This window comes from Pseudomonas sp. PDM04, from assembly GCF_014851765.1.
Taxonomy (GTDB): Bacteria; Pseudomonadota; Gammaproteobacteria; order Pseudomonadales; family Pseudomonadaceae; genus Aquipseudomonas.
Genome location: NZ_JACVAI010000003.1, coordinates 115096 through 128944, shown reverse-complemented (window position 1 = coordinate 128944; position 13849 = coordinate 115096). Strand labels below are relative to the sequence as shown.

Genomic DNA, 13849 nt, shown 5'->3' with positions numbered 1-13849 from the left:
CGTTCTACCTCAGCTTCAGGGTGGCAAGGCCAATCAGCACGAGAATCACGGTGATGATCCAGAAACGGACGATCACACGCGGCTCGGGCCAGCCCTTGAGTTCAAAGTGGTGGTGAATCGGCGCCATGCGGAACACGCGACGCCCGGTCAGCTTGAAGGAGGCCACCTGGATGACCACCGACAGGGTTTCCATCACGAACACGCCGCCCATGATGAACAGGACGATTTCCTGGCGGACGATCACCGCGATGGTGCCCAGGGCGGCGCCCAGCGCCAGTGCGCCGACGTCACCCATGAAAACCTGGGCTGGATAGGTGTTGAACCAGAGGAACCCGAGGCCCGCGCCAATCAGGGCGCCGCAGAATACGATCAGCTCGCCCGCGCCCGGCACGTAGGGGATCAGCAGGTACTCGGCGAACTTCACGTTACCCGACAGGTAGCAGAAGATCCCCAGGCCACCGCCGACCATCACGGTCGGCATGATTGCCAGGCCATCGAGGCCATCGGTCAGGTTGACCGCGTTGCTCGAGCCGACGATCACGAAGTAGGTCAGGACGATGAACCCGGCCCCCAACGCAATGCTGTAGTCCTTGAGCATCGGCAGGATCAGGGTGGTTTCGACCGGAGTCGCGGCAGTCTTGTAGAGGAAGATCGCCGCCGCCAGGCCAAACACCGACTGCCAGAAATACTTCCAGCGGCTCGGCAGGCCCTTGGAGTTCTTCTCGATCACCTTGCGATAGTCATCGACCCAGCCGATGGCACCGAACAGCAACGTCACCAGCAACACCACCCAGACGTAACGGTTGCTCAGGTCGGCCCACAACAGGGTGCTGACGCCGATGGACGACAGGATCAGCGCGCCACCCATGGTCGGCGTACCGGATTTGGAGAGGTGCGACTGCGGACCGTCATTACGCACGGACTGGCCGATCTGACGGTTCTGCAGGGTGCGGATCATCCACGGGCCATAGCACAGCGACAGGACCAGCGCGGTCAGCACACCGAGAATCCCGCGCAGGGTCAGGTACTGGAAGACCGCGAAGCCTTTGTAGAACTGTTGCAGATACTCCGCTAGCAGCAGCAGCATTAATGTTTCTCCAGACTGGAACCGCACAGAGCCGCGACGATGTTTTCCATCGCAGCGCTGCGCGAGCCCTTGATCAAAATGGTGGTGTTGGTGTCTTGCTCGGCGCCGAGGGCCTTGATCAGTTCAGCCTGGGTGGCGAAGTGATAAGCCTGTTCGCCGAACGCTTTCACGGCGTGAGCCATCAGCGGCCCCACGGCATACAGCGCACAAACCTTGCCACGGGCATAAGCGCCCACGTCGCGGTGCCCCTGCTCCGCCCAGTCGCCCAGCTCGCCGATATCGCCGAGCACCAGAACGGTGCGCCCGGAAAAGCCGGCGAGTATATCAACGGCAGCACACATGGAAGTGGGGTTCGCGTTGTAGGTGTCATCGATCACGCGCATGCCATTGCTGGCCAATTGCGCGACGGTGCGGCCCTTGACCGGCTGCACCGCACCAAGGCCGGTGGCGATGCCGAACAACGACACGCCCAGGGCGTGCGCAGCGGCGGCCGCCGCCATGGCATTGGCCACGTTATGGGTGCCGAGCAGGTTCAGTTGAACGTGCTCCACCCCCATGGGCGTGTGCAACTTGAACGACGGGCAACCGCGCGCGTCGCGGCCCAGGTCGCTGGCATGGAAATCGGCGTCGGTGTTGTCCAGGGCGAAGGTCAGTACCTTGCGACCGGCGGCACGGGTCTTCCAGATCCCGAAGGCCTTGTCGTCCAGATTGAGGACGGCAACGCCGTCGGCCGCCAGCCCTTCGATGATCTCGCCCTTGGCTTCGACAATTTTTTCCGGGCCGCCGAATTCGCCCACGTGGGCGGTCCCGGCGTTATTGAGGATGGCGACATGAGGCTTGGTCATGGCCACGGTGTAGGCAATTTCGCCGAGGCGCGAGGCCCCCAGTTCAATCACTGCGGCCGTATGCTCAGGTGCCAGTTCCAGCAGCGTCAGCGGCACGCCGAGGTCGTTATTCAGGTTGCCACGGGTGGCCAGGACCGGACCGCGCGTGCGCAGGATGCTCGCGAGCATTTCCTTGACCGTGGTCTTGCCGCTGGAACCGGTAACGGCGGCGACCGGGTGGGTAAACGCCGCACGGTTCAGCGCCCCCAGTTGGCCCAGCGCCTGACGGGTATCAGCCACCCGCAATTGCGGCAGGCTGCTGTCAGCGACTTCGCGCTCGACCAGCGCCGCCACGGCGCCTTTGGCCGCGACGTCGTTCAAATAGTCATGACCATCGAAACGCGGACCGGCCAGCGCGATGAACAACTGGCCCGGCTTGATGGCGCGGCTGTCGATGCTGACGCCATTGAAACTGGCATCGGCGCTGAGCAGACGGCCATTCAATGCAACGGTCAGTTCACTCAGTTTCAGGGCCTTAAGCATGGGCCACCTCCCACGCGGTCAAGGCACGGTCGGCCTCGACCAGATCCGAGAAGTCGTGGCGCTGGCCGTTGATTTCCTGATAGTCCTCGTGGCCTTTGCCGGCCAGGACGATCACGTCATCCGCCGAAGCGCCCGCGATCAATTGGGCAATCGCCAGGCCACGACCGGCGACGAAAGTCACGTTGTCCGCATGGGCGAAGCCGGCACGAATGTCATCGAAGATCACCGCCGGGTCTTCGGTACGCGGATTGTCATCGGTAACCAGCACGCCGTCGGCCAGACGCTCGACCACCTCGGCCATCAACGGGCGCTTGCCGCGATCGCGATCGCCGCCACAACCGAACAGACACAGCAGCCGCCCCTTGGCGTGCGGGCGCAGGGCTGTCAGTACTTTTTCCAGGGCATCCGGGGTGTGGGCGTAATCGACCACCACCAGCGGCTGAGTACCGCCTCCCAGGCGCTGCATGCGTCCTGCCGGGCCTTCGAGCTTCGGCAGGACCTTGAGGATTTCATCCAGGGCGTAGTCGAGACCGAGCAAGGCGCCGATCGCGGCCAGCACGTTGCTCAGGTTGAAGCGACCGAGCAAGGTGCTGCGCAGATGATGCTCGCCCTGCGGCGTGACCAGCGTGGCACGCACGCCTTCGTCGTCAAATTGCGCATCACGGCAGAACAGGTACGCGCTGCGATCCAGCAAGCTGTAGGTGATCAGGCGCGACTCGCGTTTTTCACCCGCCAGTTGCCGACCGAATTCGTCGTCGAGATTGACCACGCGGCACTTCAGGTCATTCCAGGCAAACAGCCTGGCCTTGGCTTCGCCGTAGGCCTGCATGGTGCCGTGGTAATCCAGGTGGTCGCGGGACAGGTTGGTCATCACCGCCACGTCAAACGCCAACGCGGTCACACGCCCCTGGTCCAGGCCGTGGGACGACACTTCCATGGCCACGGCCTTGGCGCCTGCTTTTTTCAGGTCAGCCAGGGTCGCCTGGACGGCAATCGGGTTCGGCGTGGTGTGCAGGCCGCTTTCCAGCGCGCCGTAAAAACCGGTGCCCAGCGTGCCGACGATGCCGCAATGCTGGCCGAGCAGATCCAGGGCCTGGGCCACCAGTTGGGTCACGCTGGTCTTGCCATTGGTGCCGGTCACGCCCACCAGGTTCAGGTGGCGGCTCGGGTCACCGTAAAAACGCCCGGCGATGTCCGACAGCTGCGCCGCCAATCCCTTGACCGGAATCAACGGCACATCGGTGATCGGCAACACGGTCGCGCCTTCGACTTCATAGGCCACCGCCGCCGCGCCACGCTGCAGGGCGTCGCCAATGTGCGCGCGACCATCGAAGCGCCCGCCCGGCACGGCCAGGAACAGGTCGCCGGCCCGCACGTTGCGACTGTCGATCGTCAACTCACGGATCAACAGATCGCGGCCGGCGTGGGCAAAAATCTTGTTCAGGCTCAGGGACATCAGCCGCGCCCTCCATTGGCTTTCGGTGGAACGGCCGGGGCCGCATTGGCCTGTTGGACCGGCGGCAGGTTGTCCGGCGTGATGTTCATCAGGCGCAAGGTCCCGGACATCACTTTGCTGAACACCGGCGCCGACACCAGGCCACCGAAGTAACCGGCCTTGGTCGGCTCATCGATCACCACCACGATGGCGTAGCGCGGGTCGTTCATCGGACCGAAACCGGCGAACAGCGAGCGGTAGGAGTTTTCGGCATAGCCTTTGGTACCGACCGACGTCTTGCGCGCAGTACCGGATTTGCCGCCCACGTGATACGCCGGCACCTGCGCGCGGAACACACCGCGCGGGGCTTCGATCACTTGTTGCAGCATGGTCTGCATGGTCTTCGCGACGTTTTCCGGCAGCACCTGCGTGGTCTGCGGCGCCTTGTCGGTCTTGATCAGGGTCAGCGGTGCAAGGCGACCGTTGTTGGCCAGGGCCGAGAAGGCATGAACCAGCTGGATCGCGGTCACGGAAATACCGTAGCCGTAGGACAGCGTGGCCGTTTCAGCCTTGCGCCATTCGCGGTAGTTCGGCAGGTTGCCCACGCGCTCGCCCGGGAAACCGAGGCCTGTGTCCTGGCCGAGGCCGAGCTTCTGCGCCAGGCGGAAAATGGTTTCACCACCGATATCGAACGCGACCTTGCTCATGCCGACGTTACTGGAGTTGATCAGGATGCCGGTCATGTCCAGCACCGGACCTTCGGTCTTGGAAACGTCCTTGATGGTGTATTTACCGATCTGCAATGTGCCCGGGTACACCTCTACGCTGTCGCTCGGCTTCCAGCGTCCGGTTTCGATGGCGGCGCTCATGGAGATCGCTTTCATGGTCGAGCCCGGCTCGAACACGTCGATCATTGCGCGGTTGCGCATCATGGCCGGCTGCAGGTTGCGGCGGTTGTTCGGGTTGTAGGTCGGCTGGTTGACCATGGCGAGGATCTCGCCGGTCTTCACGTCCATGATCACCAGGCTGCCAGCCTTGGCGCCGTTCTCGATGATCGCGTTGCGCAGCTCGCGGTTGGCCAGGTATTGCAGGCGCAGGTCAATCGACAACGCCAAGGGCTTGCCGGCCTTGGCGTTTTTTGTCACCTGAACATCCTTGATAAGTCGCCCGCGCCGGTCCTTGATGACCTGTCGCTTGCCGGGCACGCCGGCCAGCCATTCATCGTAGGCCAGTTCGACCCCTTCGCGACCATGATCATCGATGTCGGTAAAGCCGACCATGTGCGCGGTCACTTCACCCGCCGGGTAGAAGCGGCGGAACTCCTCGATGCCGTAGACGCCCGGGACTTTCAGGTCGAGCACCGACTGGCCCTGCTCGGGGGTCAACCCGCGCACCAGGTAAATGAATTCCTTGTTGGCCTGCGCCTCGAGACGTTCAGCCAGGGCTTTCGGATCCTGCCCCAGCGCAGCCGCCAGTGCCGGCCACTTCTCTTTGGCCAGCTGCATTTCCTTGGCGTTGGCCCACAGGGTGGTGACCGGCGTACTGACGGCCAGAGGCTCGCCGTTACGGTCGGTGATCAGACCACGGTGGGCCGGAATCGGAATGTGACGAACACTGCGTGCGTCGCCCTGGCCCTTGAGGAAGGCACGGTCGACCACCTGCAGGTCGATGATGCGCCAGCAGATTGCAGCCACCATGACGCCGAGCAGCCCCAACACCAGGCGGAAGCGCCAGGGAAAGAGTGCACCTTCGAGTTTCATCATGGCGCCACCATCTGCACGTCAGCGGCGCCCGGGATGTGCATCTTCAGCTGTTCGGTGGCCAGGACTTCGATACGACTGTGGGCGGTCCAGGTGCTCTGCTCGAGAATCAACCGGCCCCACTCTGCCTGCGCCTTGTCACGAACGCTCAGCTCGTTGTAGAGCGTGTTCAATAGCTGACGATTCCAGTGCGCGCTGTAAGACACGCCGATGGCCGACACGAGCACGCCGATAAACAGCAGCAGCATGAAGAAGCTGCCGCCGGGCAGTGGCTTGGCGAAAAGCTTGCTCACCGCAGCTTCTCCGCGACGCGCATGACAGCGCTGCGAGCACGTGGGTTGGCTTTGAGTTCGGCCTCGGAGGCGGACTGCGCTTTGCCATGGATTTTGATTTTCGGTTCGAAAGCGACGTGACGAACCGGCAGGTTGCGCGGCAGATTGTCGGCTTCACCCTTGACCAGCTTGCGCATGAACAGCTTGACGATGCGGTCTTCCAGCGAATGGAAACTGATCACCACCAGCCGACCACCGATTTCCAGGCACTCCAGCGCGGCGTCGAGGCCGGCTTCCAGATCGCCCAGTTCGTTATTGACGTGAATGCGCAGGCCCTGGAAGGCGCGGGTCGCCGGATTCTTGCCTTTCTCCCACGCCGGGTTGGCCACCTTCAGGACTTCGGCCAGGTCACCGGTGCGCTCGAACGGCTTGATGTCGCGACGTTCGACCACGGCACGGGCCATGCGTCCGGAGAAACGTTCTTCGCCGTACTCCTTGAACACCCGGGCGATTTCCTCCACGGGCGCGGTGTTGACGAATTCGGCGGCGCTGATGCCACGTGACGGGTCCATGCGCATGTCCAGCGGACCGTCGTTGAGAAAGCTGAAGCCGCGCTCAGGGTCATCGAGCTGTGGCGAAGACACGCCCAGGTCGAGCAGGACACCGCTGACCTTGCCGGTCAGACCGCGTTCGGCCACTTCCGAACCGAGCTCGGCAAAGCTGCGCTGCACAACGACAAAGCGGCCGTCTTCGGCCGCTAGCGTCTGCCCTGTGGCAATCGCTTGAGGATCCTTGTCGAATCCGAGCAACCGGCCATCGGGACCGAGCTGGCTGAGGATCAACCGACTGTGCCCGCCGCGCCCGAACGTACCATCCAGATAGCAGCCATCAGCACGTACGGCGAGTCCCTCGACGGCCTCGTCAAGCAGTACGGTGATGTGGTTAAAGCCGCTATCAATAGTCACAGGATCAAATCACGCAGTTCATCGGGCATGGCGCCCGGTTGTTGAATAGCTGCCAGGTCAGCGGCAGAAACCGCATTCCAGGCATCCTCGTCCCACAATTGGAACTTGTTCAGTTGGCCCACCAACATCGCGCGCTTATCCAACTTGGCATATTCACGAAGACGCGGCGGCACCAGAAAACGACCACTGCCATCGAGCTCGAGGTCGACGGCATTACCAATCAGTAAACGTTGCAGGCGGCGGTTCTCTTCGCGAAGCGAAGGCAGTGCGCGCAGTTTGGTTTCAATAATTTCCCACTCATCGAGGGGGTAAACACATAAACACGGATCAACGGCATCGATCGTGACGATCAACTGCCCGGAACTACGCGAAACGAGCTCGTCACGGTACCGGCTCGGCATGGCGAGACGGCCCTTTGCGTCGAGACTGATAGCGTTAGCTCCGCGAAACACGTCAGCGTTTCTCCAAATGTTAGCGTTTTGCGCTCAAAAAACCCACTTCATGCCACTTTCCGCCACTTGCGCACACTATAGGAATGCGGCCACCGCACCGTCAAGGCGCGGATTAAAGGAAAACCCTTACAGAACTGAGATTTAGGAGCACATCAGGAGGGGTAACGAGAATCCGGAGGGGGAATCGAGGTAATAAATTGAATCAGCACAGAAAGCTGCATTCGAAAGTTAAAGTAATTTGTTAAGAGTAAGATTTTTTCGGTATTACGAGAGAGGTTCTGCGAATCATTTACAAGGAGGGAAATGGCCATTACAGCGCCCTGTCCAATACTTCAAAACAGGGAGGGGAAAGGTGGAGAGTCGATCTGTAAGCCGGGTTCTGTCTTGAACAGTCATTCGTCTACGATGGCCATCACTGGACATCTTTAGCAACCTACCCGGTCCCAGCGCGGGCCACGCCTTGGGACCCTATTTGGTCTTGCTCCAAGTGGGGTTTACCTAGCCACGAACTGTTGCCAGACGTGCGGTGCGCTCTTACCGCACCTTTTCACCCTTACCGGCGCCGAAGCGCTTAGGCGGTTATTTTCTGTGGCACTTTCCGTAGGCTCACGCCTCCCAGGCATTACCTGGCACTTCGCCCTATGGAGCCCGGACTTTCCTCCCCCCCCTAATTTTCATAGAGGGCAGCGACTGTCCGATCGACTCTCCGCCGCGAAGGTTAACGGCAGAGCGCCCGAAGAACAAGCGCTAAACGCCTGCAGGCGCTCCTGTACGTCGGGTTTCACTCGCCTTTCTGCTTATCCAGTGCGGCCTGGTAAAGGACGTTCTTGCGCTCACCGGTAATCTGCGCCGCCAGGGCCGCCGCGCGCTTGAGAGGCATCTCTTCGAGCAGCAGGTCGAGAATGCGCATGGCTTCGCTGCTCACGGCGTCCTCGGCCTCGGGGGCTGTCCAGCCTGCGACCAGCACCACGCATTCGCCACGCTGCTGGTTGCTGTCCGACTCGACGAATTCGCGCAATTCGGCCAGCGGCAACCCCTTGAGGGTTTCAAAGGTTTTGGTCAGCTCCCGTGCCAGCAACGCCGGGCGCTGCCCACCGAAGACCTGCTCCATGTCCTGCAGGCATTCCAGGATACGGTGCGGCGCCTCGTAAAAAATCAATGTGCGCGGCTCTTCCCTGACCTGCTCCAGGCGCACACGCCGGCCGACGGCCTTGGCTGGCAGAAAGCCTTCGAAGATGAAACGGTCCGACGGCAGGCCCGCCGCCGACAACGCTGCGATCAGCGCGCAGGCGCCTGGCACCGGCACCACCTTGACCCCCGCCGCACGGGCCTGGCGGACCAGGTGATAGCCAGGGTCGGAAATCAGCGGCGTTCCGGCGTCGGAGATCAGCGCCACGTCATCACCGGCCAGCAGACGGGCAATAAAGCGGTTACCTTCATCGCGCTCGTTGTGCTCGTGGCAGGCAGCCAGCGGAGTGGGAATGCCGAAATGCTGCATCAGTCGCTGGGAATGACGCGTGTCTTCGGCAGCGATCAACGCCACCTCGCGCAGGATTTTCAGCGCACGCGCACTGATGTCGTCCAGGTTGCCGATGGGCGTCGCCACCACATAAAGCGAGCCGGCAGCGGAATTCAAAGCACCCGGGACAGTCAAAGCGCACACCTCATGATCGGTAAAAGCCGCCATTGTAACGCGTAGCGACGCTTTCAACAGGCGCAAGCGGCGGCGGTTTTGCAGTGTCTGCCGCCGCCCTGCCGCCCCTGCATGAGCTAAATTGATCGATTCACGCCAGTAACATCGCGCCCCGGCCAGTGCTTGGGTACAATTCCACGCTAATTTGATCGAGTATCGGGAACACTACATGATCGCTTGCCTGCGGCTGTTCACTGCCCTCTGCCTCGCTGCGCTGCTGGCGGCTTGCGCCAGCTCGCCGTCCTCCAGCCTGGACGAAATCCCACGGACCGCGGATGCCAGCATCGAGCAACTGCTCGATCAGGCCGCCAAAAGTAAAACACCGGAACAAGCCGCGCTGTATCGCTTGAGTGCCGCCGACCTGGCTTATCGCCAGGGCAATGCCGGCCAATCCGCGCAAATCCTGCAACAGGTGCCGGTCGAGCAACTCAAGCCGGGCCAGCAGGTGTTCGCCAACACCCTGGCGGCCGAACTGGCCATGACGCGCAATCAGCCGAAAGCCGCGCTGACGGCCCTGAACCACCCAAGCCTGCAACGACTGGCCGAACTGCCGGTCGAGCAGCAGGTTCGCACCGGCACCGTACGCGCCCGCGCCCTCGAGGCCGACGGCCAGACACTCGCCGCCGCGCGCGAACGCATCTTCATCGCGCCGATGCTGAGCGGTGAAGCGGCTAGCAAAAATCACGAAGCGATCTGGACCCTGATCGCATCGCTGCCGACCGACCAATTGCAGCCCGGCACCAGCGACGACCTCGGTGGCTGGATGGGCCTGGCGCTGGCGGTGAAGACCGCCGGCACACTGGAACAGCAGCAGGCCGCCATCGACAACTGGCGCGCCCAGAACCCCAAGCACCCGGCCGCCATCCAACTGCCGCAACCGCTGACCAACCTCAAGGAACTGGCCAGCCAGCCCCTGAGCAAGATCGCCCTGCTGCTGCCGCAGGACGGCCCGCTTGGCTCGGTCGGCAAGGCGCTTCGCGACGGTTTCATGGCGGCTCACTACCAGGCCCAACAAGCCGGCCAGAAGCCGCCTGCCATTGCCTTCTATGACAGCTCGCGTCTGACGTCGCTCGACGAGTTCTACCGCAAGGCGCAGGCCGATGGCGTGCAACTGGTGGTCGGCCCGCTGGAAAAGCCGCTGGTCAAACAACTGAGCGCTCGGCCACAACTGCCGATCACCACCCTGGCGCTGAACTACAGCGAAGGCACCCAAGGCCCGGCGCAGCTGTTCCAGTTTGGCCTGGCCGCTGAAGACGAAGCCCGTGAAGTGTCGCGCCGCGCCCGGGCCGACGGTCTGCATCGCGCCGCCATCATGGTGCCCAAAGGCGAATGGGGCGACCGCGTCCTCAGAGCGTTCAGCCAGGACTGGCAAGCCAACGGCGGCAGCATCGTGGCCACCGAACGGGTCGATCAGCCCGTACAACTGGCCCAGCAAATTGCCGACATGTTCCAGCTGCGCCAGAGTGAAGGCCGTGCCAAGAGCCTGCAAAGCACCGTGGGCTCGCAAGTGGCTGCACAGCCTTCGCGTCGCCAGGACATCGAGTTCATCTTCCTGGCCGCAACGCCTCAGCAAGCCCAGCAGATCAAACCGACCCTGAACTTCCAGTACGCGGGGGACGTACCGGTCTACGCCACCTCCCACGTGTTCAGTGCCAGCGGCGACGTCAACCAGTACAACGACATGAACGGCATTCGCTTCTGCGAAACCCCATGGCTGCTGGACGCCAACGACCCGCTGCGCAAGCAGGTGACCGCGCAATGGCCACAAGCCGCCGGCAGCCTGGGGCGCCTGTATGCGATGGGCGTCGACGCCTATCGCCTGGCACCGCGCCTGGGGCAACTCAAGGCACTGCCGGACAGCCAGATCGAGGGACAATCCGGCAGCCTGAGCATGACGCAGAACCAGCGCGTGGTACGCCAACTGCCCTGGGCAGAGTTCGTCAACGGCCAGGTTCAACGCCTGCCGAACACACCGCGCTGATGCCTGACGGATCACGCCAGCAAAGCGGCAAGGATGCCGAGCGCCATGCGCTCGAGCATCTGCAACGACAGGGTCTGCGCCTGCTGGCGCAGAACTGGTTGTGCAAACGCGGCGAGCTTGATCTGGTCATGCTAGAGGGCGATACAGTAGTATTTGTTGAAGTTCGCTACAGAAAAAACACTCAATGGGGTGGCGCGCTCGATAGCATCGATGAGCGCAAACGGCAGAAACTGATCCTTGCCGCGCAGTATTTTCTTCAGCGCGAGTCGCGTTGGGCCAATTCCCCCTGCCGCTTCGACGTGGTTGCCATCGACAGCAATCACGATCAGTTGAACTGGTTGCAGAATGCCTTCGACAGCTGATCACCGGCGTCCCGACCCGGACACTTTCACCCGACACTTTTGCTCTTTGCTTTGCGGGCTGCACATTCATGTGCCCAGTAGCCGCGCTCATTAAGGTCACACAGATGGACATGCAATCCCGAATTCGCCAGCTTTTCCAGGCCAGTATCGACACCAAGCAAATGGCGATGGACGTACTTGCACCGCACATCGAGCAAGCCAGCCAGGTCATGGTCAACGCCCTGCTCAACGAAGGCAAAATGCTTTCCTGCGGCAACGGCGGCTCGGCTGGCGATGCCCAGCACTTCTCGTCCGAGCTGCTCAACCGCTTTGAGCGCGAGCGTCCGAGCCTGCCAGCCATCGCCCTGACCACCGACAGCTCGACGATCACCTCGATCGCCAACGACTACAGCTACAACGAAATTTTCTCCAAACAGATCCGCGCCCTTGGCCAACCGGGCGATGTGTTGCTGGCCATTTCCACCAGCGGCAACTCGGCCAACATAATTCAAGCGATCCAGGCCGCACATGATCGCGAAATGATTGTCGTAGCATTGACGGGACGTGATGGCGGCGGCATGGCGTCGCTGCTGTTGCCCGAAGACGTCGAAATTCGCGTACCGGCCAACGTCACCGCACGTATTCAGGAAGTCCACCTGCTGGCGATCCATTGCCTCTGCGATTTGATCGACAGCCAACTGTTCGGGAGTGAAGAATGACCCCTAATCGCTTGGGCCTTCTGGCCTTGACCCTGTGCCTGGGTATCAGCGGCTGCACCTCGGTGGTTAACGCCAGCCGGGAAGCCCCCATTGAAGATGACCGTGGCACGCGCACCCTCGGCAGCAAAATCGATGACTCACTGATCGACACCAAGGTCGGCGTGAACGTCGCCAAGGCCGATCCCGTCCTGGACAATGGATCGCACATCGTCGTCACCAGCTACAACGGTATCGTGCTGCTCGCCGGGCAAACCCCGCGCGAAGACCTGAAAGCCAAGGCCGAGCAGGCTGCCGCTGCTGTTCAGCGAGTGAAAAAGGTCCACAACGAACTCCAGGTGCTGCCGCCGTCCGGTTTCCTGGCGCGTCAGAACGACACCTGGCTGACCTCCAAGATCAAGACGCAGATGCTCACCGACCCGAACATTCCGGGCTCGCGCATCAAGGTGGTGACCGAAAACGGCATCGTCTACCTGCTGGGCCTGCTGACCCGCCAGGAAGCGACCCAGGCGACCAACCTGGTACAAGGCGTTTCCGGCGTGCAGAAGATTGTGAAGCTGTTCGAATACATCGACTGATCAGGCCTGCAGAAACCCGAGCGCGCTGCGGAGTACCAGGCACCGCGCTTCGTCGTTGACGGCCATCGCGAGCAGGCTCGCTCCCACGGGAGCGGCGCAATGAAAAAGGCGATCCTCGCGGATCGCCTTTTTTTATTTCACCACTTTCAGACTGGGTCGACCGCTGGGGCGCGGTGGCTCGCTGTCCGGTGGTGGCGGCAAATCGTCATCCGGCTCGATCTCATCGTCGTCCTCCATGGGCGACTCCAGATCGAACACCATACCCTGGCCGTTCTCCCGGGCGTAAATGCCCAGGATCGAGGCGATAGGCACGTACAGGGTGTGCGGCACACCACCGAAGCGCCCTTCGAAGCTGACCGCTTCGTTGTCCATGTGCAAATGACGCACGGCAGCCGGCGATACGTTCAGGACAATCTGTCCATCACTGGCGAAACCTTGTGGCACCTGCACCGACGGATACTCGGAGTTGACCAGCATGTGCGGGGTACAGTCGTTGTCCACAATCCACTCGTAGAGCGCGCGGACCAGATAAGGTCGACTGGAGTTCATAGCGGCTCCTTAAGCCTTAGCGCATGTCGCGTTCGACACCAGACAGACTCGCCTGGAATGCCTCACGCGCAAACGAGCGCTCCATATAATCAAGCAGCGGCTTGGCTGGCCGCGGCAGTTCGATACCCAGAATCGGCAAGCGCCAGAGTATTGGCAATAGGCAGCAATCCACCAGACTTTGTTCCTCACTGAGGAAAAACGGCTTGTCGGCGAACAGCGGCGACACGCCGGTCAGGCTCTCGCGCAGCTCCTTGCGAGCGACGACACGGGCAGCCTCCTTGGTCCGGGAATCCAGGATCAGATCCACCAGGCCACACCAGTCGCGCTGAATACGATGAATCAGCAAACGACTGTTGGCACGCGCCACAGGATAAACCGGCAGCAAGGGCGGGTGCGGGTAACGCTCATCCAGATATTCCATCACCACCGTCGACTCCCACAATGCCAGGTCGCGATCGACCAGGGTGGGCAGGCTTCCATAAGGGTTCACCTCAATCAGTTTAGGCGGCTGGCGGCCAGCTTCCACGTAAATGATCTCGGCGCTGACACCCTTCTCTGCCAGTACGATGCGCACTCGGTGGGAATAGTGGTCGGCGGGGTCGGAGTAACAGGCCAACCGATTGGTCACGCCCATTGGCGGTCCTCCTCGCTTG

14 protein-coding genes and 1 other RNA gene are annotated in these 13849 nt (G+C 61.9%); 4 read left to right on the top strand and 11 right to left on the bottom strand.

The features are described from left to right. Positions 1–4: 4 nt before the first annotated feature. From mraY to rsmI, 9 genes are all read right to left on the bottom strand, one after another. The gene (gene mraY / locus IB249_RS12630) at positions 5–1087 is read right to left on the bottom strand and encodes a phospho-N-acetylmuramoyl-pentapeptide-transferase (protein WP_192305103.1); all 1083 of its coding nucleotides are present in this window, start codon (positions 1085–1087) and stop codon (positions 5–7) included. Continuing rightward, positions 1087–2454: a UDP-N-acetylmuramoyl-tripeptide--D-alanyl-D-alanine ligase gene (locus IB249_RS12625; protein ID WP_192305101.1), complete on the bottom strand. Its 1368-nt coding sequence runs from the start codon at positions 2452–2454 to the stop codon at positions 1087–1089. The genes mraY and IB249_RS12625 overlap by 1 nt, the downstream gene beginning before the upstream one ends. Next, positions 2447–3910, bottom strand: coding sequence for a UDP-N-acetylmuramoyl-L-alanyl-D-glutamate--2,6-diaminopimelate ligase (locus IB249_RS12620; protein WP_192305099.1), 1464 nt, complete (start codon positions 3908–3910; stop codon positions 2447–2449). Before IB249_RS12620 ends, IB249_RS12625 begins: the two co-directional genes overlap by 8 nt. After that, positions 3910–5649 (bottom strand): peptidoglycan D,D-transpeptidase FtsI family protein, encoded by a 1740-nt coding sequence (locus IB249_RS12615; RefSeq protein WP_192306385.1) that lies wholly within the window; start codon positions 5647–5649, stop codon positions 3910–3912. The genes IB249_RS12620 and IB249_RS12615 overlap by 1 nt, the downstream gene beginning before the upstream one ends. Continuing rightward, on the bottom strand, positions 5649–5942 hold the full coding sequence (gene ftsL, locus IB249_RS12610; RefSeq protein ID WP_192305097.1) for a cell division protein FtsL: 294 nt from the start codon (positions 5940–5942) through the stop codon (positions 5649–5651). The genes IB249_RS12615 and ftsL overlap by 1 nt, the downstream gene beginning before the upstream one ends. Continuing rightward, a complete protein-coding gene (gene rsmH, locus IB249_RS12605) occupies positions 5939–6886 on the bottom strand; it encodes a 16S rRNA (cytosine(1402)-N(4))-methyltransferase RsmH (RefSeq protein ID WP_412548002.1) in 948 nt (315 codons plus the stop codon). Before rsmH ends, ftsL begins: the two co-directional genes overlap by 4 nt. After that, positions 6883–7338 carry a division/cell wall cluster transcriptional repressor MraZ gene (gene mraZ / locus IB249_RS12600; protein WP_003205355.1) on the bottom strand — a complete coding sequence of 152 codons (456 nt, stop codon included), beginning with the start codon at positions 7336–7338 and terminating at the stop codon, positions 6883–6885. The genes rsmH and mraZ overlap by 4 nt, the downstream gene beginning before the upstream one ends. A 352-nt stretch (positions 7339–7690) precedes the next feature. Beyond that, an RNA gene (rnpB, locus tag IB249_RS12595) (RNase P RNA component class A) lies at positions 7691–8044 on the bottom strand. A gap of 75 nt (positions 8045–8119) precedes the next feature. Further along, on the bottom strand, positions 8120–9025 hold the full coding sequence (gene rsmI, locus IB249_RS12590) for a 16S rRNA (cytidine(1402)-2'-O)-methyltransferase (protein ID WP_192305095.1): 906 nt from the start codon (positions 9023–9025) through the stop codon (positions 8120–8122). A gap of 175 nt (positions 9026–9200) precedes the next feature. Between rsmI and IB249_RS12585 the strand changes: the two genes are divergently transcribed. The 4 genes from IB249_RS12585 (at position 9201) to IB249_RS12570 (ending at position 12647) form a co-directional block, all read left to right on the top strand. Further along, positions 9201–11012, top strand: a complete 1812-nt coding sequence (locus IB249_RS12585; RefSeq protein WP_192305093.1) for a penicillin-binding protein activator — start codon at positions 9201–9203, stop codon at positions 11010–11012. Next, on the top strand, positions 11012–11374 hold the full coding sequence (locus tag IB249_RS12580; protein ID WP_192305091.1) for a YraN family protein: 363 nt from the start codon (positions 11012–11014) through the stop codon (positions 11372–11374). Before IB249_RS12585 ends, IB249_RS12580 begins: the two co-directional genes overlap by 1 nt. A gap of 104 nt (positions 11375–11478) precedes the next feature. After that, positions 11479–12072 (top strand): phosphoheptose isomerase, encoded by a 594-nt coding sequence (locus IB249_RS12575; protein WP_008025961.1) that lies wholly within the window; start codon positions 11479–11481, stop codon positions 12070–12072. Beyond that, positions 12069–12647 carry a BON domain-containing protein gene (locus IB249_RS12570; protein ID WP_192305089.1) on the top strand — a complete coding sequence of 193 codons (579 nt, stop codon included), beginning with the start codon at positions 12069–12071 and terminating at the stop codon, positions 12645–12647. Before IB249_RS12575 ends, IB249_RS12570 begins: the two co-directional genes overlap by 4 nt. Before the next feature lie 132 nt (positions 12648–12779). Here the strand turns inward: IB249_RS12570 and IB249_RS12565 are convergent, their stop codons facing one another. Together IB249_RS12565 and IB249_RS12560 are read right to left on the bottom strand one after the other, a co-directional pair. Continuing rightward, on the bottom strand, positions 12780–13196 hold the full coding sequence (locus IB249_RS12565) for a ClpXP protease specificity-enhancing factor (protein WP_192305087.1): 417 nt from the start codon (positions 13194–13196) through the stop codon (positions 12780–12782). Positions 13197–13212: 16 nt separating this feature from the next. Continuing rightward, entirely contained in the window at positions 13213–13830 is a 618-nt protein-coding gene (locus IB249_RS12560; RefSeq protein ID WP_007905304.1) for a glutathione S-transferase N-terminal domain-containing protein, read from the bottom strand. Between the last annotated feature and the right edge of the window lie 19 nt (positions 13831–13849).